Origin of the sequence: Mangrovicella endophytica, from assembly GCF_002893625.1 — a bacterium.
GTDB lineage: Bacteria > Pseudomonadota > Alphaproteobacteria > Rhizobiales > Rhizobiaceae > Mangrovicella > Mangrovicella endophytica.
In genome coordinates, this window is sequence record NZ_PKMZ01000011.1 from 67,811 (window position 1) to 89,128 (window position 21,318).

The following is a 21,318-nucleotide window of genomic DNA, read 5'->3' on the forward strand; positions in this document are numbered from 1 at the left end:
GTGTTAGGCCTCTTGCAGCAACCGGTATTGACCATATGAGATCGCCCATGCGCAGCTCCCTCCCTTCGGTGACGGCCTGCATCGCGCTCGCGCTGCTGTCCTGGCTGGTCGTGCCTGCAGCAGCAGAGGACATGCTGCGCGTAGAGGTCGACCATGCCCGCGTCCTGAAGATCGACCGCCCGGCCGCGACCGTGATCGTCGGCAATCCTTCGATCGTCGACGTGACGGTCAATGACTCCTCGACGCTTGTCCTGACCGGCCGCTCCTACGGCATTACCAACCTCGTCGTGCTCGACGGAGATGGCAAGGCGATCATGGACGAGTCCGTCGCCGTGCAGAGCTTCGAAGAGAAGACCGTCCGCGTCTACCGCCAGGCCAGCCGCGTGACCTATGCCTGTGCCCCTTCCTGCGAACCGACGGTCACGATCGGCGACGAGAGTTCCGCCTTCGACGCGGCGGCGCAGCAATATGCGACCCGCCAGACGATGGCGACGGGAGCGAAGTAGCGGGTCGGCCGAAAGGAACCGGGACGCTAAAAACCGCCGATCAGCCGCAACCCATTCGAAACGGTCACAGGACTAATCTCACCTGACCCATGCCGCCCCGGCGGCCACTAACAGCACGATCGGACCGTATGAACGATCAGCGACAGACCATGCCGGACCAGGCTTCGAGTCCAAGGAGCCTCAGGACGCGGGCACGGCTGTTCTCGCGCGACCGCAGTGGCGCAACCGTCATCGAATTCGCGATGCTGGCCCTGCCCTTCTTCGGACTGGTCTTCGCCACACTGGAAACATCCCTCGTCTTCCTCGGCGAGGTTGCTCTCGATCACGCGGTGGAGCAAGTCGGCCGGAAGATCCGGACCGGAGAGGTCGCCGCCAAGAAGATGGACGAGGCGACCTTCAAGAAGGAAATCTGCGACCAGGTCAGCTACCTCATGGATTGCAGCAAGCTGAAGATCGACCTCAACACCTATACCAGCTTCGCCTCGATTCCGATCCTGACCCCGATGAAGGACGGCGACGTCGACAGCAGCGGCTTCGGCTACAAGCTCCCCGCCGGCGAAACGATCACCGCGCTGCGCGTCTACTACAAGTGGCCGATCTTCACCGACGTCATGCGCAAATATCTGAGCGACACCGCCGACGGCTCGCACCTCCTCTTCGGCATGGCGGCCTTCCGGACGGAGCCCTACACGTCATGATGGGCGCCCCGAACCGCCCGGACGCGCGCCTCCCTGCCCGTGTGACGGCCGCAGGCCGACGGGCGCAGGCCGGCGGCGGCACGAGCCTGCTGGCCTTCCTGCGCGATAAACGTGCGCTTGGCGCCGTCGAGTTCGCGCTGATCGCGCCCTTCATGCTGATTCTCTACATGACGGGCTCGGAGGTCTCGATCGCCATCACATTGAACCGGAAGGTTCAGCATGCCTCGAGCACGATCAACGACCTGATCACGCAGTCGTCGGACGTGACGACGGACGACGTGAACGGCATCTTCAATATCGCCGCGTCGATCGTGCAGCCCTATGACAGTTCGCTCCTGAAGGTCCGCGTGTCGTCGATCAAGATCGACGCCACCGGCAAGCAGACGGTGGAGTGGTCGGTCGGCCGCGGGCTCACGAAGCTCGCCGCCAAATCGAGCTATGTATTGCCGACGCAGTTCTCCGGCTATATCAACAAGTACATCATGGTGGCGGAGACGGCTTACGACTACACGCCGCTTGGCGGATATGGTTTGACCAACGTCATCAACATGGGCGAAACGTCATATCTGAACCCGCGCCTCGGCGATAAGGTCACCTGCGGCAACTGCACGTGACGCATCGGCCGCCGCGCGTCATGCGGCGGAGAAGCCCTTGGGTCGCGCTATCCTCATCGTACTCGACTCCGTCGGCATCGGCGGCGCAGCCGACGCTGCCGCCTATGGCGATACCGGCGCCGATACGCTCGGCCACATCATCGAGGCCTGCGAGGCCGGCCGCGGCGACCGCGACGGCTTGCGCAGCGGACCACTGCACATCCCCAATCTCACCGCGCTCGGCCTTCTGAACGCCGCCGGATCCGGCGGCGAGAGCCAAGCGCCGACAGGTTGCTGGGGCTCGGCCGCCGAGGTGTCGCGCGGCAAGGATACGCCGTCAGGCCACTGGGAGATCGCTGGCGTCCCCGTGCGCTTCGACTGGGGCTACTTCCCGCACACTGTCCCGGCCTTCCCCGCCTCGCTGATCGACGAGATCATCGACGACACCGGCATTCCCGGCATACTCGGCGACCGTCACGCCTCGGGAACGGAGATCATCGCGGCGCTTGGCGAGGAGAGCATCGCGAGCGGCAAGCCGATCTTCTACACCTCGGCCGACAGCGTGCTGCAGATCGCCGCGCATGAGGAGGCCTTCGGGCTCGAGCGCCTCTTTGAACTCTGCCTCAGCGCCCGCCGCCACGTCGATCCCCTGAATATCGGCCGGGTGATCGCCCGCCCCTTCGTCGGCGAGACCGCGGCCTCCTTCCGCCGCACCGCCAACCGGCGCGACTATGCGGTGCCGCCGCCGGAACCGACGATCCTCGACCGGGCTGTCGAGGCCGGGCGCCGGGTGATCGCCGTCGGCAAGATCGGCGACATCTTCGCCCATCAGGGGGTCAGCACGGTGCTGAAGGGCGACGGCAACATGGCGCTGTTCGACCGGCTGCTGGAAGCCCTCGACCAGGCCGCTGACGGCGACCTCGTCTTCGCCAATTTCGTCGACTTCGACATGCTCTACGGCCACCGCCGCGACGTGCCCGGCTATGCTGCCGCGCTCGAGGCCTTCGATCGGCGCCTGCCGGAGCTGTTCGCCAGGCTAAAGGCCGGGGATCTTGCCATCATCACCGCCGACCATGGCTGCGATCCGACCTATCCCGGCACCGAACATACGCGCGAGCAGGTGCCGATCCTCGCCTTCGGCCCCGGAATTGCGGCGCGGGAGATCGGCCACCGCGACACCTTTGCCGATATCGGGGAGAGCGTCGCCGCGCATCTGCGCCTGCCGGCCGGTCCACACGGGGCGACTTTCCTATAAGGCAGCCGCGCTCGAGATCTACGATGTGGAGGCAGACCGGCCCGGCACGGAAACTCGTGCATGGCGCCGGGTTGATGCATTAGAACATTGGGCGTCAGAACGTCGGCGTCGTCGTCATCGGACAGGCTTCATCGCTCTGCCGCTGACCGTTTCCCTTCCCGGCGCGATGTCACCGCGCCGCCAAACAATCGAGGCTTCCTGCATGAACGGCGTCACCGTCATCGATCACCCGCTCGTGCAGCACAAGCTCACCATCATGCGCAAGAAGGAGACCTCGACGGCGAGCTTCCGACGGCTCCTGCGGGAGATCTCTACGCTGCTCTGCTACGAGGTGACCCGGGACCTCGAACTGACCACCATGCGGATCGAGACGCCGCTGGAGCCGATGGATGCACCGACGCTGGAGGGCAAGAAGCTCGTCTTCGCCTCCATCCTGCGCGCCGGCAACGGGCTCCTCGAAGGCATGCTCGACCTCGTGCCGGCCGCTCGCGTCGCCCATCTCGGGATCTATCGCGACCATGAAACGCTGCAGCCGGTGGAGTACTACTTCAAGGCGCCCGAGGACATCGCCGACCGGCTGGTGATCGTGGTCGACCCGATGCTGGCAACCGCCAACTCGGCAATCGCCGCGATCCAGCGCCTGAAGGATCGGGGCGGCCGCAACATCCGCTTCCTCTGCCTGCTCGCGGCGCCCGAGGGCATCGAGCGGTTCCGCGCTGCGCATCCGGACGTGCCGGTCTTCACCGCGGCGGTCGACAGCCACCTCAACGAGAAGGGCTATATCGTGCCCGGCCTCGGCGATGCGGGCGACCGGATGTACGGCACGAAATAGCAGCCGGCGCTTTCGGTTTTCCGGTCGATTCCATGCCGGCGTTAAGGCTCCGGCAACCCTGCCGGCGGAATGAGCTTAGACAGCCGGCCGCGACACAGCCACCCTTAACGAGCGGCGGCTAGGCTCTGCGGTCTCTCGACCAACGAGCTGCGGCCGGTTGATGCACAAGTTCCTGTTCGTCCTTGCCGGCGCCTCGCTGCTGGCGCTGACCGCCCCGTCCGTCTTCGAGCGCTACCGCGAGCAGCTTGTCGACCACGAGCAGGAGATGATCGACCCGGCGCCGCCCGTGGTCGAGGCCGCGGCGCCGGTAACAGGCGCGCCAGGGGCGCAGCCTGCGCCCACCAGCGGCACCACGCGGCTCACTGCCGGTCCTGACGGCCATTTCCGCACTGACGCCCGCCTCAACGGCCGGACCGTTCCCGTGCTGGTCGACACCGGCGCGACCTATGTGGCGCTGGATGAAGCGACGGCCCGCCGGCTCGGCATCCACGTCGCGCCAGATGACTTCCGCTACAGCGTCCAGACGGCCAACGGCACGCGTCCCGTTGCGCTCGCCACCATCGATCGACTCGAGGTCGGCCGCGTCGCCGTGCGCAACGTCGAGGCCGTGGTCTCCAAAGGTGACGACATGCCGGTGACGCTGCTCGGCATGAGCTTTCTGAAGAAGCTGAAGCGCTTCGGTGTCGAGGCCGGGACGCTCAACCTGGTGCAGTGATCACATCAGACGTCCGGTGATCACCGCCGGTGCTCGGCGAAGGCCTATGGCGCGCCTCGGTCCGTTATAATCAGGCGATTTCCACCGTCAGCCGAAGCGATCCAGTACGGCCGGTCGGCCGCTTCCGGCCGCAATTGCGTCGGCGAGTTGGTATGCTTGTCTGACCATCCTAGCCGCGGCATCCGCAGCGTCGTCACTGCGGGCATGGACGAGGCAGAGCGGATCACCCTTCGCAAGCGTCGTGCCGAGACCGACGAGCCCGGTCAGGCCGACGGCATGATCCACCGGGTCCTGCGGCCGCGTCCGGCCACCCCCGAGCGCCACCACGGCCATGCCGAGCGCGCGCGTATCCACGGTGGCGACCGTGCCGGCGCCCTCCGCCGCGACCTCCTTCACCACCGGTGCCACCGGCAGATAGCCGTCCGTCCGTTCCACGAAGTCGGCGGGGCCGCCGAGCGCTGCGACCATCCGGCCGAAGATTTCAGCGGCAGCGCCGCCCGTCAGAGCCGCCTCAGCCTTTCCGCGCCCGTCCTCCACATCAACTGCAAGGCCGCCCAGAGCCAGCATCTCGGCGGCGAGCGACAGCGTGACCTCGCGAAGCCGCGCATCCTGATGCGCCCCGGTGAGGAAGCGCACCGCGTTGCGCACCTCGACGGCATTGCCGGCGTCGGAGGCGAGCGACTCATCCATACCGGTGAGGAGCGCCGTCGTCCTCAGGCCGGCGCCGTTGGCGACGGCGACGAGGCTCTTTGCCAGCGCGCGCGCATCCTCCTCCCGCGCCATGAAGGCGCCGGAGCCGGACTTCACGTCGAGGACGAGGCCCTGCAGACCGGCGGCGAGCTTCTTCGACAGGATGGAGGCGGTGATCAGCGGGATCGATTCCACCGTCGCGGTGACGTCGCGAATGGCATAGAAGCGCTTGTCGGCCGGCGCGAGCCGCCCGGTCTGGCCGATGATGGCGCAGCCGACCTCCTTCACCGTTCGGCGGAACAGTGCATTATCCGGCGCGACGCTGTAGCCGGGGATCGATTCCATCTTGTCGAGCGTGCCGCCGGTATGGCCGAGGCCGCGCCCGGAGATCATCGGCACGGCACCGCCGCAGGCCGCTACGATCGGCGCCAGCATCAGCGAGACATTGTCGCCGACGCCGCCGGTGGAGTGCTTGTCGAGCACCGGCCTGTCGAGATCGCTCCAGTCGAGGACGTCGCCGGAATCGCGCATCGCCTCGGTCAGCGCCACCGTCTCGGCGGGCTGCATGCCGTTGAAGAACACCGCCATGGCAAAGGCCGCGACCTGGCCCTCCGTCACCCGCTCCCCCTCGAAACCGGCGATGAAGGCGCGGATGGCTTCGGGGTCCAGCGTGCCGCCATCGCGCTTGGCGCGAATGAGCTCCTGCGGGATCAGCGTCATCGGCGATCGTCCTGTTCTCGTCATTCGGGCGCTTCATGCCGGGCGCTGCGGTCGCTGTCGAGCGGCGGCAATGCTCAGGCCGCGGCGAGCGCCGGCAATGCCCGCTTCAGGATCGCGGCGAGGCTGCGGCCGCCGCGCGGCGCCACGTCCTTGGTCTCGGCATGGGACAGCTCGGCCCCGGTCATGCCGGCCCCGTAATTGGTGATCACAGAGGCGGCGGCGACCTTGAGGCCGCAGAAGCGGGCGAGGATCGTTTCCGGCACCGTGGACATGCCGACGGCGTCGGCGCCAAGCAGCCGCGCCATGCGGATCTCGGCCGGCGTCTCGAAGGACGGCCCGGAAAGCCACATGTAGACGCCCCGATGCAGCGTCTCCCCTTCTGCCGCTGCCGCCGCGATCAGGCTTTCGCGCAAGGCTGCGTCATAGGCGCTGGTCATGCCGACGAAGCGGCGATCGGAGGGCTCGCCGATCAGCGGATTGCGGCCGGAGAAGGCGATGTGATCCTCGATCAGCATCACCGTGCCCGGCGCCATCTCCTCGCGCAGCGACCCGGCGGCGTTGGTCAGCACCAGAGTCCCTATACCGAAGGCGGCCAACGCTTCGATCACCGGGCGCATCGCGCTCGCATCGCCGTTTTCGTAATAGTGGACGCGGCCGGACAGGAGCAGCACAGGCACGCCGCCGAGCAGCCCCGCGACCACCTCGCCCGAATGGCCGCTGACGCCGATGCGCGGAAAGCCCGCGATCGCATCATAGGGGATGCGGACCGGCTCCTCGACGGCATCCGCCAGTCCGGCGAGCCCCGAGCCGAGGATGATGGCGATGCGAGCCTCGCAGGTCGGCAGGTGCTCGCGCAAGGACCGGCGTTGTTCAGTCATCCGAGGCTCTCCGCCTCGAAGCTGCGCGGCAGCAGATCGGCGAGGCCCACCGTCTCGACGATGCCGGTCGCCGCATCGCAGAGATGGACGCGCGTTGCCGCTGAGCCGAATTCAGCGATACGCTGGCGGCACCCGCCGCAGGGCGTGCAGAGCCGCTTCTTTTCGGCGACAACGGCGATCTCGGCGATCGTACCGCCGCCGTCGGCCACCATCTGGCCGATCGCCGTCGTCTCGGCGCACCAGCCTTCGGGGAAGCTGACGACCTCGACATTGCAGCCGGCATAGATGCGTCCGTCGCTTGTCCTGATCGCCGCGCCGACGGGAAAGCGCGAATAGGGCGCGTGAGCCCGGCCCATCACCGTGTGTGCACGCTCGAAGAGGTCGTTCGCGGCCATTACCGCTCCTTCACGTAAGGCACGCCGCCTGCGCGCGGCGGAATGGCCCGTCCGACGAAGCCGGCGAGCAGCACGACGGTGAGGATATAGGGCAGCGCCTGCACGAACTGCACGGAGACCGTGCCGATGCCGGGCAGCGCAACACCCTGGATGCGGATCGAGATCGCATCGAGGAAGCCGAAGAGCAGGCAGGCGAAAAGGATCGGAACAGGGCGCCATTTGGCGAAGATCAGCGCGGCGAGCGCGATGTAGCCTTTGCCAGCGGTCATGTCGCGGTTGAAGCCGGCCGCCTGCGCCACCGCAAGATAGGTGCCGGCGAGGCCGGTGAGGACGCCGCAGATGATCACGGCGCGGTAGCGCAACCAGGCAACCGAAATGCCGGCCGTGTCGACCGCGGCGGGGTTCTCGCCGACGGCGCGCAGCCGCAGGCCGAAGCGGGTGCGGGCGAGTACCCACCATGTCGCCGGCACCAGCAGGAAGGCGAGATAGACGAGGACGTTCTGCCCCGAGATGATGCCGCTGTAGATCGGCCCGACGACGGGAACGCCGGACAGCTCCTGGGCGAAGGGCAGGACCTTGTCGCTGAAGCGGGCATCGCCGGTGAGCGGCGGCGTGCGGCCGCCCTCGCCAAACCAGCTCTGGCCGAGGATCACCGTCAGACCGGCGGCGATGAAGTTGATGGCAACGCCCGAGACGATCTGGTTGCCGCGGCAGGTGATCGAGGCGAAGCCGTGGACGAGGCCGAAGGCAACGGCCGCGCCGACGCCGGCGAGGAGCCCGGCCCAGGCCGAGCCGCTGAGCGCTGCCACCGTCGCCGAGGCAAAGGCGGCGATCAGCATCTTGCCCTCGAGGCTGATGTCGAAGACGCCGGAGCGTTCGGAGTAAAGGCCGGCCAGAGCGGCAAAGAGCAGCGGCGTCGACAGCCGGATGGTGGAATCAACGATGTTGATGGCGAGAGCCGCATCCATCAGGCCGTCGCCTTTCCAGCCTCGGCGCCAACCGGCCCCTGCCGGCGGAGCCGGCCGTAGAGCGCGCCGACACCCGGCCGCAGCATGTTCTCCAGGGCGCCGGCAAACAGGATCACCAGCCCCTGGATGATGACGATCATGTCGCGCGAGATCGCCGGCATGTCGAAGGCGAGTTCTGCGCCGCCCTGGTAGAGCATGCCGAAGAGCAGTGCCGCCGGGAGGATGCCGGCGGGATGGCCGCGCCCCATCAGCGCCACCGCGATGCCGACGAAGCCGGCACCCGCGGGAAAGTCGATCTGGAGCCGGTACTGGTCGCCCATAACCGGGTTCAGCGCCATCAGCCCGGCAAGCCCGCCGGCAATCAGCATGGTGACGACGATGATGCGCGTTTCAGCCATGCCGGCATATCGCGCGGCCTTCGGCGAGTGGCCGAGCGTGCGGATTTCGTAGCCCAGCCGCGTGCGCCAGATCAGCACCCAGACAAAGAGCGCGGCGGCCAGCGCCACGAAGAGCGTGACGTTCAGCGGTGCGCCGCCGAGCGAGGCGCCGAACAACTCGAACAGGCCGTCGAGCTTGGGCAGGCTGGCGCCGGCCTCGAAGGTGCGGCTTTCCGGGTTCATCGAGCCGGCCGGCTTCAAGGGCCCGACCAGGAGGTAGACCATCAGCGCCGAGGCGATGAAGTTGAACATGATTGTGGTGATGACGATGTGGCTGCCGCGCCGCGCCTGCAGCCAGGCGGGGATCAGCGCCCAGGCGGCACCGAAGAGGGCCGCGGCGGCGGCGGCCAGCGGCAGGTTGAGCCACCAGGGCAGGATGCCGCCGAGCGCCAGCGCAACGACGGTGATGCCGAGGCCGCCGAGATAGGCCTGACCCTCGCCGCCGATGTTGAAGAGGCCGCCATGAAAGGCGACCGCCACGGCAAGGCCGGTGAAGATAAAGCTTGTCGTGTAATAGAGGGTGAAGCCGACGCCCTCCCCATAGCCGAAGGCACCGCGCAGCATCAGCATCGCGGCTTCGGCCGGGCTTTCGCCGACCACCAGCACGACGAGACCGGCGACCAGGAAGGCGACGACGAGGTTGAGGAGCGGAATCAGGCCGTAGTCGATCCAGGCCGGCAGCTTGGCAAAGGGGCGGCTCATGCGGCGCCGCGCTCCGCACGGTCAAGGTCGAGATGACCCGCCGGCGTCAGCCTGAAAAACGGGTTGTGGGCGATCTCCCAGAGATGGCCATCGAGGTCCGCGAAGTAGCCGGCATAGCCGCCCCAGAAGGTCGGCTGCGGCAGCTTCACCGCCGAGGCGCCGGCGGCGGTCGCGCTGTCATAGAGGCGGTCGACGTCGCGCTCGCTCGGCATGTTGATGGCGAGCGTCACATTCGGGTACGGGCGGCTGCCGTCCATAGCCAGACCGACATCGGCGGCAAGGTCGCTGCGGCCGAAGAGCGAGAGCACGATCCCCTCCCCTCGCAGGAAGACGACGCCCTCGCCGCCGGCGTCCGCACGGCTCCAGCCGAGCGCCTCATAGAAGGCGGCAGCACGGGCGAGATCGTCGACCGCCAGCGTCACCAGGCAGATCCGTGCGTCCCTCATTCCGCCGCCTCGCGTTCCTCGATGCCGGCCATCAGGAGGCCGAGCTCGCCCTCGCCTGCGTCCGGCCCACGCTCGCCGACGATGCGGCCGGCGAACATCACCAGGATACGGTCCGACAGCGCCCGGATCTCGTCGAGCTCGACAGAGACGAGCAGGATCGCCTTGCCGGCATCGCGCATCTCGACGATGCGGCGGTGGATGAACTCGATGGCGCCGACATCGACGCCGCGGGTCGGCTGGCCGATCAGGAGAACGTCCGGATCACGCTCCATCTCACGGGAAAGGACGATCTTCTGCTGGTTGCCGCCAGAGAAGTTGGCCGTCTTCAGCCGGCAATCCGGCGGGCGGATGTCGTAGGCGGCGATCTTCTCGGCGGCGTCCCGGCGCATGGCAGCGCGATCCAGCAGCGGCCCTCTGGCGAAGCGCGCCTCGCGCTGATAGCCGAGAACCGCATTCTCGTTTTCCTCGAAGGGCAGGACGAGCCCCATATGGTGCCGGTCCTCCGGCACATGAGCCAGGCCGGCCGCGCGCAGCCCGGCGGGATCGGTCATCTCCTGTGGCCCAAGCTCGCGTCCCATCAGCGCGACGCGGCCGGCTTCGGTGGCGCGGATGCCTGCGAGCGCCTCGATCAGCTCGGACTGGCCGTTGCCGGCAACGCCTGCGATGCCGACGATCTCGCCGGCCCGCAGGTTCAAGGACACGTCGTCCACCATGACGACGCCGCGGCTGTCGCGTACCCGCAGGCCCTCGACCGACAGGCGCACCTCCCTCGGCGCGGCTGACCCCTTGTCGACGGTGAGGAGCACCCGCCGCCCGACCATCAGCTCGGCCAGCTCTGCGACGTTGGTCTCCGCCGTGCGGCGGGTCGCCACCAGCTCGCCGCGGCGCATCACCGAGACGGCGTCGGTCACGGCCATGATTTCCCGCAGCTTGTGGGTGATCAGGATGATCGTCTTGCCCTCGTCGCGCAGGTGCCGCAGCACGGCGAAGAGGTGGTCGGCCTCGGCGGGCGTCAAGACGCCGGTCGGCTCGTCGAGGATCAGGATGTCGGCGCCGCGATAGAGGCTCTTCAGGATCTCGACGCGCTGCTGGCGTCCCACGGGAAGCTCCTCGACCACCGCGTCCGGATCGACGTCGAGCGCATGCTCGCGCTCCAGGCGCTTCAGCTCGGCACGCACCTTGGCGATGCCGGCGCCGAGGAAGGGCGACTTTTCCGCGCCCAGCATGACATTCTCGACGACGGTGAAGTTCGGCACCAGCATGAAGTGCTGGTGGACCATGCCGATGCCGGCAGCGATCGCCGCGCTCGGATCGGTGATGGAAGCAGGGCGGCCATCGACGCGGATCTCGCCGCTGTCGGCCTGGTAGAAGCCGTAGATGATCGACATCAGCGTCGACTTGCCGGCACCGTTCTCGCCGATAATGCCGTGGATGGTGCCCTTTTCGACGGACAGGTTGATGCTGCGGTTGGCGTGGACGGCGCCGAAGCGCTTGTCGATGTCGATCAGTTGGATCGCCGCGTCCGCCATGGCACTCTCAGCTACGTCCTTGTCGCCGAAAGCTTAAAGCAGCAGACAGCGGTATGACCAGCATGATTTGGCAGAGGGCGCGGCACTGCCACGGCGCTATCGTCGTGGCGCCGCCACCGACGAAGCGGAAACGGAGGAACCAGTGAGCGACGAGACGAGCCGCATCGACGATCTCGAGATCATGGCCGCGCATCAGGCCAAGGCGATCGAGGAACTGTCGGAGGAGCTCCAGAAAGCCTATGGGACCATCGAGCAGCTGCGCAAGGCCGTGAAGGGGCTCGCCGAGCGCTGCGGCGCTCTCGAAGAGGCGGTGACGCCGCGGCCGGAGATCACCAAGCCGCCGCATTACTGAGGGTTAAAGGCGCCGCCGAGTAGCTGCGGCGGCCGCAAGCCCGGCCGCCGCATCAGCTGTGCGGACCGGATCAGAGCCCTTCAGGCGAACAGGCGCAGCTGCCCGGCGCCTTCGCCGGAGCCCATCCCGCTTAGCCCGGCGACGCCCTCATGCTCCAGCAGGAAGCGCTTGGCCGGCAGGCCGCCGCCAAAGCCGGTGAGCGAGCGATCGGCGCCGACGACGCGGTGGCAGGGCAGGATGATCGGCAGTGGATTGGCACCGTTGGCGGCACCGACGGCACGGCTGGCACCTGGACGCCCGAGCGCGGCGGCAATCGCGCCGTAGCTGGTGACGCTGCCATGCGGGATACCGGCGAGATGCAGCCAGACCGCGCGCTGGAACGGCGTGCCTACTGGATCGAGGGGAAGATCGAAGCTTTTCAGCCGCTTGGCGAAGTAGGCGTCGAGCTGGCGCATCGGCTCGGCCAAGGCGCTACGATCCTCCCGCCAGCCGTCCAGGGGGCGGCGCGTGCGCGAGCCCTCCGGAAAGGAGACGAGGCGCAGCCCCTGGCCAGCCGTTGCGAGGAGTAGCGGCCCCAGCGGGCTGTCGGCATAGGCGTAGAGGATGGCGTCCGGCATGTGCTCCTCCCAGGCCAGAGGTCGCAGGCGACGGCGGCATGGCCGGCCTGCCGATCCTCAACAGCCACGTCTCGCCGATTAGGCGTCTGACAAGCGAACGGCCGGCGCAGCCGCCAGCCGCTGCTTATTCGACTGGCCGGATCAGTACGGGCAGGTGGAGTCGGTGCTGAAGTCGTGCACCTTCACCGTGCCGGCGATGATGTCGGCCTTGGCCTTCTCCGCCGCCGCCTTCATCTCGTCCGTGATCAGCGAGGCGTTGTTGTCGTCCAGGGCATAGGCGACGCCATCTTCCTTGAGGCCAAGGATGTTGACGCCGGACGTCCACTTGTCCGTCGCGGCATCGTCGATGGCCTTGTAGACGGCATTGTCGACGCGCTTCACCATCGAGGTCAGGACATGGCCCGGATGCAGCGCGTTCTGGTTGGAATCGACGCCGATGCCGAACTTGCCCGCATCGGCCGCCGCCTGCAGCACGCCGATGCCGGTGCCGCCGGCGGCATGGAAGATGACGTCGGCGCCGCCGTCGATCTGCGCCTTGGCGAGCTCGCCGCCGCGCACCGGGTCATTCCAGGCCGCACCCGTGGTGCCGGTCATGTTCTCGGCGACCGTCGCATCGGGCTTGGCCGCCTTGACGCCGCCCTTGTAGCCGCAGGCGAACTTGCGGATCAGCGGAATGTCCATGCCGCCGACGAAGCCGAGCTTGCCAGTTTGCGACTTCATCGCCGCGAGGATGCCGACGAGGTAGGAGCCCTCCTCCTCCTTGAAGAGGATCGAGCGCACGTTCGGCAGATCGACGACCGAGTCGACAATGGCGAACTTGGTGTCGGGGAACTCGGCGGCGACCTTCTTCAGCGCCGCTTCCTGGCTGAAGCCGATGACGATGATGGGGCTCGAGCCATCACGGGCGAAACGGCGCATCGCCTGCTCGCGCTGGGCGTCGTTCTGCAGCTCGAAATCGCGGTACTCGACGCCCTTTTCGGTCTTGTACTTCTCGGCGCCGACATGCGCCGCCTCGTTGAAGGATTTGTCGAACTTTCCGCCGAGGTCGTAGATGACCGCCGGCTTGATTTCGGCGGCGGAGACGCCGGAGGCGGACAGGACGGTGGCGGCGAGCAGACCGGCGATGACCTTGAGCATGGATCGTCTTCCCTGTTGATCGGGCAGTGGGCGCCCGATATTGCGGGACGACCCGTCTCGCGGCGACGGCTCGTCAAAGGAGCAGCCGGCCGCAGCAGTCTGGCAGACTGGCACGCTTAGGCGGCGAAATCACTTCAAATCATGAAGCCTCAGCGGGCTCTACTCAGCCGCGACGCCCGCAATGCCGATCGGGCAGGAGACGCCGGTACCGCCGACGCCGCAGTAGCCGGTCGGGTTCTTGGCGAGGTACTGCTGATGGTAATCTTCGGCATAGTAGAAGGTCGGCGCATCGACGATCTCGGTGGTGATCGTGCCGCGATGGCCAGCCTGCCGCAGCGCGTCCTGATAGGCCGCGCGGGAGGCTTCGGCCGCCCGGCGCTGATCCGCGTCGAAGGTGTAGATGCCGGAGCGGTATTGCGTGCCGACATCGTTGCCCTGGCGCATGCCCTGGGTCGGGTCATGCCCTTCCCAAAAGGTCTTCAGCAGCGTCTCATATGACACTTGGTCCGGATCGAAGACGACGAGCACCACCTCGTTATGGCCGGTCCGGCCGGTGCAGGTCTCCTCATAGGTCGGGTTCGGCGTCTCGCCGCCGGCATAGCCGACCGCCGTCACATAGACACCGGGCAGGTTCCAGAACTTGCGCTCGACGCCCCAGAAGCAGCCCATGCCGAACAGAGCCGTCTGAAAGCCCTCCGGGAACGGCCCCTTCAGCGCCTTGCCGTTGACGAAGTGCTTCGCCGCGGTCGGGATCGGCTGGGCCCGCCCGGGCAGCGCCGTGCCGGGCTGCGGCAGCTGCGTCTTCCTGGCGAACATGTCGAGGATGGACATGATGGATCTCCTTCGTGAGGTCGGTTCGCTCAGCGCAGGGCGCCGAGCCGCCGCGGGCGCGTCGGGCGCCCGATGAACAGGATGATGAAGGCGAAGACGGCGAGGACGATCGAGGTCGGTGCCGCGAGAAGCTGGGCCAGGCCTGCCTGCAGCGGCGCTGCTGCATCTGGCGGCAAGGCCGGCGCGAGGCCGAGCGTCGCGAGCGCCGTGGCCAGCGGCGTCATCTGCACGACATCGTCGGCGATCGTGCGGGCGATGTCACCGACGGCGAAGACCACTGCGGCCGCCAGGACGAGCATGCCGACGAGACGGATCACGAAACGGATCATCCAAAGCTCCCTAGCCGCCCCAACCATCACGCCGGCAGGCACTGCCTCGACGCGCGAGGTCTGCCGTTGCGCGCATGGCGGCGGTGCATGCGGCAAATGTGGGAGCAGACGGCGCCAGAGGCAACTGCCGGGGTGCCCCGCAGCTGACTGCGGCGATCACCGTTGCGGCACCGGATGCCTCCATTCGCCCGTCCCACTGCGACTGAAATTGCGCTTGAACGGCGTGGCTTTGCAGCTATAGTCCGCCGCGTTCGACTCAAGGGGCGAGCGACGGGTTTCTTGCGCCCGCTACTTCCCCAGCGACGCCGTGCCGAGTTTTCGGCGGACCAGCGGCGTCGATCTGCCCACGGCGACCGCCCTGGATCAGTGTACGATCGGACCGGCACGGAGAGGTGGCCGAGTGGTTGAAGGCGCACGCCTGGAAAGTGTGTATACGGGAAACCGTATCGGGGGTTCGAATCCCCCTCTCTCCGCCATTTTGATCCACGAGCACCTACCAACGGCTGGTTCTGCGAAACCGCCACAGGCGCCGCGCCGTTCAGGCTACTGGGCCGTCATGCGGTGGCTGACGGGCTGCGTGCGGACGAGCCGAATCGATGCGCGTTCCAATTGATGGCGAATGCGGCCGATCTTGATGCATGTGGTGGCATGTCGTAGCGGAAAGGCGCAAGAAGCGGCCCGACAGGACGCCGCTCGCCTCCTGATGGAGGTTTAGCCCGTGCCCCGCTACTTTTTCGATCTGTCCAACCATCACCTCTCCCCCGACACGACCGGCGTGGAGTTGCCGAGCGCGGACGAGGCCCGCAAGCAGGCGATCGTCCTCGCCGGCGCCTGTCTCAAGGACGATCCGAGTCTCGTCGACGGCGGCCAAACGATGCAGGTCCGCGTTCGCGATGACGCGGGCACGACGTTCTTCTCGGTCGCCACGCGCTCGCAAGACGTGAAGGGCTGAGGCTTTTCCCGTGACTTCAGACGGCTGACGGCCCGCTGACGGGTTGCGCTCAACCGGCGTCAATCGCCTGCAGCAGCGTCAAGTCAGGATGGAGCACGAATTCGGGCGCGCTAAGCAAAGTTAATGTCCCCGGAGCGAGAGTAGGTCTATCGTTGGCTGACCACGCATGCCTTTGTCAGCGGCAGATCTCAGTAGAAGGGACCGCCATGGTCAGCCCACTCGTCCTGAAACTGGAGCAGTTCGTCCGATTTTCTGCCGACGATGTCGCGGCACTGCAGGATCTTGAACGAAGCTCGACGAAGGTCTGCGGCCCGCGTGAAGACATCATCAAGGAGGGTGATCGTCCAACCGTCGTCAATCTCATCCTCGAAGGCTGGGCCTGCCGCTACAAGATGCTGGAGGATGGACGCCGTCAGATCACGGCACTGTTCGTGCCGGGCGACCTCTGCGACATCCACGTCTTCATCCTGCGCGAGATGGACCATTCGATCGGGGCGTTAATCAAGGTGCGGGTCGCGCAGATCCCACGCGAGGAGCTGGAGCGTCTGACGGCGGAGCGGCCCCGGGTCACGCAGGCGCTGTGGTGGGAGGGTCTGGTCTCCGCATCCATCCAGCGGGAATGGATCCTCAATCTCGGGCAGCGCAATGCGATCGAGCGAGTCTCGCACCTGTTCTGCGAGATCTACTATCGCCTGCGCGGCGTCGGGCAGGCCCAAGACGGCCAGTTCGAGATGCCGTTCAGCCAGACGGATCTGGCCGAAACGACCGGCATGACGCCAGTGCATCTCAACCGTACGGTCCAGGATCTGCGGGCACGCGGGCTGATCGTCTGGAAGGGCAAGCGGTTCCACATCGTTGATCTGCCGGGGCTGATCAATATTGCGATGTTCAACGAGAACTACCTGCACTTCAGGCACGAAGGCGCGGTGCTCGACGCGCGCCGGAACACCTGATCGCAACGGTCCAGAGCGGTCGGCCAGGATCAGCCGCGCCGCCCCTCGATGCAGCGCTGATAGGCGCGATCGCCCTGGCGCAGCGCCTGATTTCTGTGGATGGCGCGTTCGCCGAAGCCATCCTCGCCGCGATCGACCCTGTTCTCGTAGTCGTTTGCAGCCGTCTGCCGCGCATAGTTCCGGCAGAAGTCGTCGCGCGAACCAGCATGACGGTTGGCCGACAGATCGGCACCCCGGATCGGCGTACCATTCGGATATGGCGTGGTGTTGCAGCCGGCGAGAAGAGCGCAACCCGCGGCGACGACGATCCATTTCATGACGAGCTCCTCGCAGGTCGGGCTGTGACGAGAGCGGCTTCCGCCCGACGCTCGATCACGTTTGCACTGTATTGACGGTGCTTGCCGTAATGTCGCGGGCAAGGCTGGGTTCCAGCCAGGGAGCCGCAACACCATTAGCCGGGCGCATGTCGCAGCCGGGCCGCAGCCGAGCGACCTACGCGCCGCCAGCGGACAATCGGGGTCCGCACCGTCGGCTCAAGCGCGCATTGCGCACAAGCATCGTCGCCGCAGCGCGGCTTTACCTCATCGCGGCAAACGTGCATCTCATCAGCCATGCAGCATCGTCGCATCGACTTCCTGCCGCCGGTCGAAGCGGCGGCGCGGCTCCGCCGGCTCGGCGGCCTCGCCTTTCTCGACAGCGCGATGGCGCATGCCGAGCTCGGCCGCTACGCCTATGTCGCAGCAAGCCCCTTTGCCCGCTTCAGCGTCGACGCGGCAGGAGCCAGTCTCGACGGGTCAGCGCTTGCGGGACCGCCGCTGGAGGCCTTGCGCGGCGTTCTGTCACGCTTCGCCCTGGAGCCGGTCCCGGGACTGCCGCCGTTTCAGGGCGGCGCCGTCGGCTTCATCGCCTATGACTTCGCCCATCATCTCGAGCACGTCGCGGCGCCGGCCGATTTCGATCCGGCCAAGCCGATGCTGCGCTTCGATCTCTATGACACGGTGATCGCCTTCGACCTGGCTGAGAGGGCAGCATGGCTGATCTCCTCCGGCTTTCCGGAAGCCGACCAGGGAACGCGAGAGGCACGCAGCCGGGCCCGGATCGCCGCCTTCGAGGCCGTGTTGCAGGCGCCGGCGGAGCCGTCCGGGCTGGATGCCGCACCTTTGGTCCGGCGGGACGCCTGGCGTGCCGACGTGACAGCCGAGCAGTACACGGCCGCGATCGAGCGGGTGAAGTCGTATATCCTCGACGGCGACATCTATCAGGCCAACATCGCGCAGGGCTTCACCGCCGAGCTGCCTGGCGGATTCGACGCCTTCGCCTTCTACCGGCGTCTTCGCGACAGCAATCCCGCCCCCTTCGCCGCCTTTCTCGACTATGGCGATCTCGCGATCGCCTCCTCGTCGCCGGAGCGCTTCCTGAAGCTGTCCGGCGGCGCCGTCGAGACTCGGCCGATCAAGGGCACCGCGCCACGCCATGCCGATCCCGCCGCCGATCGGGACAGTGCGGACGCGTTGCTCGCCTCAGCCAAGGACCGTGCCGAGAACGTCATGATCGTCGACCTCCTGCGCAACGACCTGTCGCGCGTTTCGGAGCCGGCTTCGGTCGAGGTGTCCGTGCTCTGCGGCCTGGAAAGCTACGCCTCGGTCCACCACCTCGTGTCGGTGGTGACGAGCCGCCTTGCGCCCGGCTGTGACGCACTCGATCTCGTTGCCGCCACCTTCCCCGGCGGCTCGATCACCGGCGCGCCGAAGCTGAGAGCGATGGACATCATCACCGAGATCGAGGGCAAGGCCCGCGGCCCTTACTGTGGGTCGATCGGCTATATCGGGTTCGACGGGTCGATGGACCTCAACATCGCCATCCGCACCGTGACGCTCGCTGGCGGGCAGGCCCGGCTGCAGGCCGGCGGCGGCATCACCATCCTCTCCGAACCGGAGGGGGAATATGCCGAGAGCCTGACCAAGGCGGGCCGGATCTTTGCAGCCTTCGCGGGCGAGACGGCATCGTGATCCTCGTCGTCGACAATTACGACTCCTTCGTCTTCAACGTCGCGCGCTACCTGAGGCGCCTCGGCGCAGAGACGAGCGTCATCCGCAACGATGCGCTGACGCTGGATGGCGTGCGCGCCATGCAGCCTGAGGCGGTGATCCTCTCGCCCGGCCCCTGCACGCCCCACGAGGCCGGCATCTCGCTGGAGCTGGTGCGGGAGCTCTCTGGCACGGTCCCGATCCTCGGCGTCTGCCTCGGCCATCAGGTGATCGGCGAAGCGTTTGGCGGCCGCGTCGAGCGCGCCGCCCGGCCGCTGCACGGCCGCGCCTCGGCAGTGGAACATCAAGGGACGGGCCTCTTTACCGGTCTGCCGGCGCCGATGCAGGCCGGCCGCTACCACTCCCTGATCGTCAGGGAGACGCCGGCGCTGGATGCGGCGCTGCAGGTCGACGCCCGCTCCGAGGAGGGTGAGATCATGGGCCTCTCCCACCGCTCGCATCCGACCTACGGCATCCAGTTCCATCCGGAATCGGTGCTCACCGAAGGCGGCTCGGACATCTTCGCCAACTTCCTGCGTCTCGCGGCAGCGTTCCGTGGCTGAGGTCTGGCTGAACGGGGCCTTCGTGCCGGCCGGGAACGCCATCGACGCCGCGGATCGCGGGCTGCTGCTGGCGGACGGCCTCTTCGACACGGCGCTTCTCATCGACGGCGTGGTGTTCCGCCGGAACGATCATCTCGCACGCCTCGCCGATGGGCTGGCGCAGCTGTCGATCCCCGTTGCCCAAAGCAACCTCGAAGCGGCAATGACGGCGCTCGCAGCAAGGCAGGGCGATGGATCGATCCGGCTCAGCGTGACGCGCGGGCCTGGCCCGCGCGGCCTGCAGATGCCGGCCGAGCCGCGGCCGACCATTCTCGGCACGGCGGCGCCGCTCGCGCCCACATCGATGTTCGCGCCGCTAAGACTTGCGGCGGCGCGCATCCGGCGCAACGAGACCTCGCCGCTGTCGCGGCTGAAGTCCCTGTCCTATCTCGATGCGGTGCTCGCCCAAAACGAGGCCAAGGCCGCAGGCGCCGACGAGGCGCTGTTCCTGAACACGGCCGGGCATGTCGCCTGCACCGCGCTCGGCAACCTCTTCGCTCTGAAGGACGGGCACCTGTCGACGCCGCCGCTTGCGGACGGTGTCCTGCCAGGCATCATGCGGCGCTGGATCCTGGCGCAGGCGGAGGACGCCGGGCTGGCCATTGCCGAGCGCTCGCTTGTTCCGGCGGATCTGGCAGGAGCCTCGCTGTTCGTCAGCAACAGCCTGCGCCTCATCGCGCCCGCCAGCCTTGGAGACGAGGTACCGGTCGCACTGCCGGATCCGCTGCGGTTGCTAATGGAGCGGCTCTGCAAGGCCGTCGCCGCCGAGTGCGGACGCGACCCGCGCGAGCTCGGCGCGAGGCTGCCTGACTGACTGACCGAGGCTCAGCGTTTGGCGGTGCCGCCGGCCAGCAGCCAGGCGGGATCGAACCAGCGGTCGGCGGGACCATCATAGGGCATGCGGTTGATATCCCAATGCCGGATGTACTTGGCATAGACGTCCCAGACCTTCGGGCCGCCGCCGATGTAGACAGTCCGGTCCGGAAAACGGCCCAGTACCTCCTGCGGATCATCGCCCGAACGGATCACCACCAGAGTCCGGTCGCCGCGCGCGAAGTCGGGCACCGCGCCGATCGTCTTCGGCCCGGCGATCAGCACGTGCCCGCGGGTGATATCGAAGAAGCGCTCGACATCCTCAACGAAGGGCCGTCCGCGTTTGCCTTCCCAGGGAAGATGACCGTTGAGGCCGAGCTGTCCGCTCTGCCCGATCGCAATGATCGACCTTACATCTGCCATGTCATGTACCCTGTTCGACGTCGCGTGCCGCTCCGAGGAGAGCGGATATCACAACCGTTTGTCGCGCCGCGCCTAGGTCGTCAAGGCACGTTGTCCAGAGGAACTGCATCCCCGTAGCAGACGGAAATATCTGACGAATGCGTGATCTTAAAATTATTTCGATGACTAAAATACTTTAGTGTCAGCGGGGGGAGAGGCTTTTACGTTTCTACCCATGGAAGAACTAGCTCTCACTCACTCACCTTCGCGTGCTCCGTTGCAGTCACGCCGGTCGACCGTCGGCGGTACGCCGCAGACGCTCGTCCCATCGCTGCTGTCGATTGCAAAGTCGACGCGAGCCTTCCTCTCCCTCGTTCTGGCCGAGATCGATCTGCATCCCGGCCAGGACCAACTCCTGGACCGACTCGATCAGGATACGCCGGTCAGCGTCTCCGATCTTGCCGACCAGCTCGCCGTCAGGCCTTCGACGGTCTCCAAGATGCTGGACCGGCTGATCGAGAAGCAGCTGGTTGAACGGCAGTCGCATAGTCACGATGCCCGGCGGACCATGGTGATCATCACACCAGCCGGCCAGGAAGTGCGAGACGCTGCTCGCGACGTCTGGGTCCGCCTGGAGGCCGAGCTCAGTGGCTCCCTTCCCGAGGGTGAGCGCCTGCATCTGGCGACGGCCCTTGCCAAGGCCGATACACTTCTGAGCACGAAGCTGCGGCGCCGCCGCTGAGCTGTACGGCAGAGGTCTGAGCCGGCGTCGCATTTCGGCGGTTTACAGCCGCGCGAGGTCGCGCGAAGCAGCGACTTTGCGCGCGTCGGATGAGCGTCTTTAAACCGGTTCACCACGATGGTGAATTGCACTCCGACTCGCCCTTCAACAGCCTTGCAAGGGCCATGTTTGTGCATATGCTAATCGCCTGAGCACTC

The 21,318-nt window shown here is 67.0% G+C and carries 26 protein-coding genes and 1 tRNA gene; 14 read left to right on the forward strand and 13 right to left on the reverse strand.

The features are described from left to right. The first annotated feature begins 47 nt into the window (after positions 1-47). The 6 genes from C0R46_RS17975 (at position 48) to C0R46_RS18000 (ending at position 4,599) form a co-directional block, all read left to right on the forward strand. Positions 48-506, forward strand: a complete 459-nt coding sequence (locus C0R46_RS17975) for a pilus assembly protein N-terminal domain-containing protein (protein WP_102961046.1) — start codon at positions 48-50, stop codon at positions 504-506. A gap of 128 nt (positions 507-634) precedes the next feature. Next, positions 635-1,204 (forward strand): TadE/TadG family type IV pilus assembly protein, encoded by a 570-nt coding sequence (locus tag C0R46_RS17980; RefSeq protein ID WP_102961047.1) that lies wholly within the window; start codon positions 635-637, stop codon positions 1,202-1,204. After that, positions 1,201-1,818 carry a TadE/TadG family type IV pilus assembly protein gene (locus tag C0R46_RS17985; RefSeq protein ID WP_157944683.1) on the forward strand — a complete coding sequence of 206 codons (618 nt, stop codon included), beginning with the start codon at positions 1,201-1,203 and terminating at the stop codon, positions 1,816-1,818. Before C0R46_RS17980 ends, C0R46_RS17985 begins: the two co-directional genes overlap by 4 nt. Positions 1,819-1,855: 37 nt before the next feature. Beyond that, positions 1,856-3,052 (forward strand): phosphopentomutase, encoded by a 1,197-nt coding sequence (locus tag C0R46_RS17990; protein ID WP_102961049.1) that lies wholly within the window; start codon positions 1,856-1,858, stop codon positions 3,050-3,052. A 202-nt stretch (positions 3,053-3,254) separates the two neighbouring features. After that, positions 3,255-3,884, forward strand: coding sequence for a uracil phosphoribosyltransferase (gene upp / locus C0R46_RS17995; protein WP_102961050.1), 630 nt, complete (start codon positions 3,255-3,257; stop codon positions 3,882-3,884). 160 nt (positions 3,885-4,044) lie between these two features. After that, positions 4,045-4,599, forward strand: coding sequence for a retropepsin-like aspartic protease family protein (locus C0R46_RS18000; RefSeq protein WP_102961051.1), 555 nt, complete (start codon positions 4,045-4,047; stop codon positions 4,597-4,599). Positions 4,600-4,686: 87 nt separating this feature from the next. Here C0R46_RS18000 and deoA read toward each other — a convergent pair whose 3' ends face one another. The 7 genes from deoA to C0R46_RS18035 form a co-directional block, all read right to left on the reverse strand. Continuing rightward, positions 4,687-6,009, reverse strand: a complete 1,323-nt coding sequence (gene deoA / locus C0R46_RS18005; RefSeq protein WP_102961052.1) for a thymidine phosphorylase — start codon at positions 6,007-6,009, stop codon at positions 4,687-4,689. 74 nt (positions 6,010-6,083) lie between these two features. Next, positions 6,084-6,887: a purine-nucleoside phosphorylase gene (locus tag C0R46_RS18010; protein ID WP_102961053.1), complete on the reverse strand. Its 804-nt coding sequence runs from the start codon at positions 6,885-6,887 to the stop codon at positions 6,084-6,086. Further along, positions 6,884-7,282 (reverse strand): cytidine deaminase, encoded by a 399-nt coding sequence (locus C0R46_RS18015; RefSeq protein ID WP_102961054.1) that lies wholly within the window; start codon positions 7,280-7,282, stop codon positions 6,884-6,886. The genes C0R46_RS18010 and C0R46_RS18015 overlap by 4 nt, the downstream gene beginning before the upstream one ends. After that, positions 7,282-8,250, reverse strand: coding sequence for an ABC transporter permease (locus C0R46_RS18020; RefSeq protein ID WP_102961055.1), 969 nt, complete (start codon positions 8,248-8,250; stop codon positions 7,282-7,284). The genes C0R46_RS18015 and C0R46_RS18020 overlap by 1 nt, the downstream gene beginning before the upstream one ends. Beyond that, complete coding sequence (locus C0R46_RS18025; RefSeq protein ID WP_102961056.1) at positions 8,250-9,389, reverse strand: ABC transporter permease; 1,140 nt, start codon at positions 9,387-9,389, stop codon at positions 8,250-8,252. Before C0R46_RS18025 ends, C0R46_RS18020 begins: the two co-directional genes overlap by 1 nt. Then, positions 9,386-9,835, reverse strand: coding sequence for a VOC family protein (locus C0R46_RS18030; protein WP_102961057.1), 450 nt, complete (start codon positions 9,833-9,835; stop codon positions 9,386-9,388). The genes C0R46_RS18025 and C0R46_RS18030 overlap by 4 nt, the downstream gene beginning before the upstream one ends. Continuing rightward, on the reverse strand, positions 9,832-11,364 hold the full coding sequence (locus C0R46_RS18035; RefSeq protein WP_102961058.1) for an ABC transporter ATP-binding protein: 1,533 nt from the start codon (positions 11,362-11,364) through the stop codon (positions 9,832-9,834). The genes C0R46_RS18030 and C0R46_RS18035 overlap by 4 nt, the downstream gene beginning before the upstream one ends. 142 nt (positions 11,365-11,506) lie before the next feature. Here C0R46_RS18035 and C0R46_RS18040 point away from each other — a divergent pair, with 142 nt between their 5' ends. Then, positions 11,507-11,716, forward strand: coding sequence for a SlyX family protein (locus C0R46_RS18040; protein WP_102961110.1), 210 nt, complete (start codon positions 11,507-11,509; stop codon positions 11,714-11,716). Between the two features lie 80 nt (positions 11,717-11,796). Here the strand turns inward: C0R46_RS18040 and C0R46_RS18045 are convergent, their stop codons facing one another. The 4 genes from C0R46_RS18045 to C0R46_RS18060 form a co-directional block, all read right to left on the reverse strand. Then, the gene (locus C0R46_RS18045; RefSeq protein ID WP_102961059.1) at positions 11,797-12,333 is read right to left on the reverse strand and encodes a methylated-DNA--[protein]-cysteine S-methyltransferase; all 537 of its coding nucleotides are present in this window, start codon (positions 12,331-12,333) and stop codon (positions 11,797-11,799) included. A gap of 141 nt (positions 12,334-12,474) precedes the next feature. Beyond that, entirely contained in the window at positions 12,475-13,470 is a 996-nt protein-coding gene (locus C0R46_RS18050) for a BMP family lipoprotein (RefSeq protein ID WP_102961060.1), read from the reverse strand. A gap of 159 nt (positions 13,471-13,629) precedes the next feature. Further along, the gene (gene msrA, locus C0R46_RS18055) at positions 13,630-14,301 is read right to left on the reverse strand and encodes a peptide-methionine (S)-S-oxide reductase MsrA (protein WP_102961061.1); all 672 of its coding nucleotides are present in this window, start codon (positions 14,299-14,301) and stop codon (positions 13,630-13,632) included. Positions 14,302-14,330: 29 nt separating this feature from the next. Beyond that, the gene (locus C0R46_RS18060; protein WP_102961062.1) at positions 14,331-14,630 is read right to left on the reverse strand and encodes a hypothetical protein; all 300 of its coding nucleotides are present in this window, start codon (positions 14,628-14,630) and stop codon (positions 14,331-14,333) included. Positions 14,631-15,016: 386 nt separating this feature from the next. On the opposite strand from C0R46_RS18060, the gene C0R46_RS18065 reads away from it, so the two are divergent. From C0R46_RS18065 to C0R46_RS18075, 3 genes are all read left to right on the forward strand, one after another. Further along, a tRNA-Ser gene (locus C0R46_RS18065) sits at positions 15,017-15,106 on the forward strand. A 242-nt stretch (positions 15,107-15,348) separates the two neighbouring features. Next, positions 15,349-15,582 carry a DUF6894 family protein gene (locus C0R46_RS18070; protein WP_102961063.1) on the forward strand — a complete coding sequence of 78 codons (234 nt, stop codon included), beginning with the start codon at positions 15,349-15,351 and terminating at the stop codon, positions 15,580-15,582. A gap of 206 nt (positions 15,583-15,788) precedes the next feature. Further along, positions 15,789-16,535, forward strand: a complete 747-nt coding sequence (locus tag C0R46_RS18075; RefSeq protein ID WP_102961064.1) for a Crp/Fnr family transcriptional regulator — start codon at positions 15,789-15,791, stop codon at positions 16,533-16,535. 29 nt (positions 16,536-16,564) lie between these two features. Here C0R46_RS18075 and C0R46_RS18080 read toward each other — a convergent pair whose 3' ends face one another. Further along, the gene (locus C0R46_RS18080) at positions 16,565-16,852 is read right to left on the reverse strand and encodes a hypothetical protein (RefSeq protein ID WP_102961065.1); all 288 of its coding nucleotides are present in this window, start codon (positions 16,850-16,852) and stop codon (positions 16,565-16,567) included. 294 nt (positions 16,853-17,146) lie between these two features. Here C0R46_RS18080 and pabB point away from each other — a divergent pair, with 294 nt between their 5' ends. From pabB to C0R46_RS18095, 3 genes are read left to right on the forward strand one after another with little or no spacing between them, the layout of a single operon-like run. Next, the gene (gene pabB / locus C0R46_RS18085; RefSeq protein WP_102961066.1) at positions 17,147-18,544 is read left to right on the forward strand and encodes an aminodeoxychorismate synthase component I; all 1,398 of its coding nucleotides are present in this window, start codon (positions 17,147-17,149) and stop codon (positions 18,542-18,544) included. After that, complete coding sequence (locus C0R46_RS18090; RefSeq protein WP_102961067.1) at positions 18,541-19,125, forward strand: anthranilate synthase component II; 585 nt, start codon at positions 18,541-18,543, stop codon at positions 19,123-19,125. Before pabB ends, C0R46_RS18090 begins: the two co-directional genes overlap by 4 nt. After that, positions 19,118-19,978, forward strand: coding sequence for an aminotransferase class IV (locus C0R46_RS18095; RefSeq protein ID WP_102961068.1), 861 nt, complete (start codon positions 19,118-19,120; stop codon positions 19,976-19,978). The genes C0R46_RS18090 and C0R46_RS18095 overlap by 8 nt, the downstream gene beginning before the upstream one ends. Before the next feature lie 11 nt (positions 19,979-19,989). On the opposite strand, the gene C0R46_RS18100 is transcribed toward C0R46_RS18095, so the two are convergent. Further along, positions 19,990-20,400, reverse strand: a complete 411-nt coding sequence (locus tag C0R46_RS18100; protein ID WP_102961069.1) for a dihydrofolate reductase family protein — start codon at positions 20,398-20,400, stop codon at positions 19,990-19,992. A 256-nt stretch (positions 20,401-20,656) separates the two neighbouring features. Here C0R46_RS18100 and C0R46_RS18105 point away from each other — a divergent pair, with 256 nt between their 5' ends. Next, complete coding sequence (locus C0R46_RS18105) at positions 20,657-21,121, forward strand: MarR family winged helix-turn-helix transcriptional regulator (protein ID WP_245413661.1); 465 nt, start codon at positions 20,657-20,659, stop codon at positions 21,119-21,121. Positions 21,122-21,318: the final 197 nt, after the last annotated feature.

Excerpts from the sequence above, each read along its gene's own strand:
- C0R46_RS18050 (WP_102961060.1), bottom strand. The coding sequence starts at position 13,470 with ATGCTCAAGGTCATCGCCGGTCTGCTCGCCGCCACCGTCCTGTCCGCC.
- C0R46_RS18075 (WP_102961064.1), top strand. The coding sequence starts at position 15,789 with ATGGTCAGCCCACTCGTCCTGAAACTGGAGCAGTTCGTCCGATTTTCT.
- C0R46_RS17975 (WP_102961046.1), top strand. The coding sequence starts at position 48 with ATGCGCAGCTCCCTCCCTTCGGTGACGGCCTGCATCGCGCTCGCGCTG.
- msrA (WP_102961061.1), bottom strand. The coding sequence starts at position 14,301 with ATGTCCATCCTCGACATGTTCGCCAGGAAGACGCAGCTGCCGCAGCCC.
- C0R46_RS18010 (WP_102961053.1), bottom strand. The coding sequence starts at position 6,887 with ATGACTGAACAACGCCGGTCCTTGCGCGAGCACCTGCCGACCTGCGAG.
- deoA (WP_102961052.1), bottom strand. The coding sequence starts at position 6,009 with ATGACGCTGATCCCGCAGGAGCTCATTCGCGCCAAGCGCGATGGCGGC.
- C0R46_RS18100 (WP_102961069.1), bottom strand. The coding sequence starts at position 20,400 with ATGGCAGATGTAAGGTCGATCATTGCGATCGGGCAGAGCGGACAGCTC.
- upp (WP_102961050.1), top strand. The coding sequence starts at position 3,255 with ATGAACGGCGTCACCGTCATCGATCACCCGCTCGTGCAGCACAAGCTC.
- C0R46_RS17985 (WP_157944683.1), top strand. The coding sequence starts at position 1,201 with ATGATGGGCGCCCCGAACCGCCCGGACGCGCGCCTCCCTGCCCGTGTG.
- C0R46_RS18020 (WP_102961055.1), bottom strand. The coding sequence starts at position 8,250 with ATGGATGCGGCTCTCGCCATCAACATCGTTGATTCCACCATCCGGCTG.
- C0R46_RS18000 (WP_102961051.1), top strand. The coding sequence starts at position 4,045 with ATGCACAAGTTCCTGTTCGTCCTTGCCGGCGCCTCGCTGCTGGCGCTG.
- C0R46_RS18035 (WP_102961058.1), bottom strand. The coding sequence starts at position 11,364 with ATGGCGGACGCGGCGATCCAACTGATCGACATCGACAAGCGCTTCGGC.
- C0R46_RS18045 (WP_102961059.1), bottom strand. The coding sequence starts at position 12,333 with ATGCCGGACGCCATCCTCTACGCCTATGCCGACAGCCCGCTGGGGCCG.
- C0R46_RS18025 (WP_102961056.1), bottom strand. The coding sequence starts at position 9,389 with ATGAGCCGCCCCTTTGCCAAGCTGCCGGCCTGGATCGACTACGGCCTG.
- pabB (WP_102961066.1), top strand. The coding sequence starts at position 17,147 with ATGCAGCATCGTCGCATCGACTTCCTGCCGCCGGTCGAAGCGGCGGCG.
- C0R46_RS17980 (WP_102961047.1), top strand. The coding sequence starts at position 635 with ATGAACGATCAGCGACAGACCATGCCGGACCAGGCTTCGAGTCCAAGG.
- C0R46_RS18060 (WP_102961062.1), bottom strand. The coding sequence starts at position 14,630 with ATGATCCGTTTCGTGATCCGTCTCGTCGGCATGCTCGTCCTGGCGGCC.
- C0R46_RS18015 (WP_102961054.1), bottom strand. The coding sequence starts at position 7,282 with ATGGCCGCGAACGACCTCTTCGAGCGTGCACACACGGTGATGGGCCGG.
- C0R46_RS18030 (WP_102961057.1), bottom strand. The coding sequence starts at position 9,835 with ATGAGGGACGCACGGATCTGCCTGGTGACGCTGGCGGTCGACGATCTC.
- C0R46_RS18080 (WP_102961065.1), bottom strand. The coding sequence starts at position 16,852 with ATGAAATGGATCGTCGTCGCCGCGGGTTGCGCTCTTCTCGCCGGCTGC.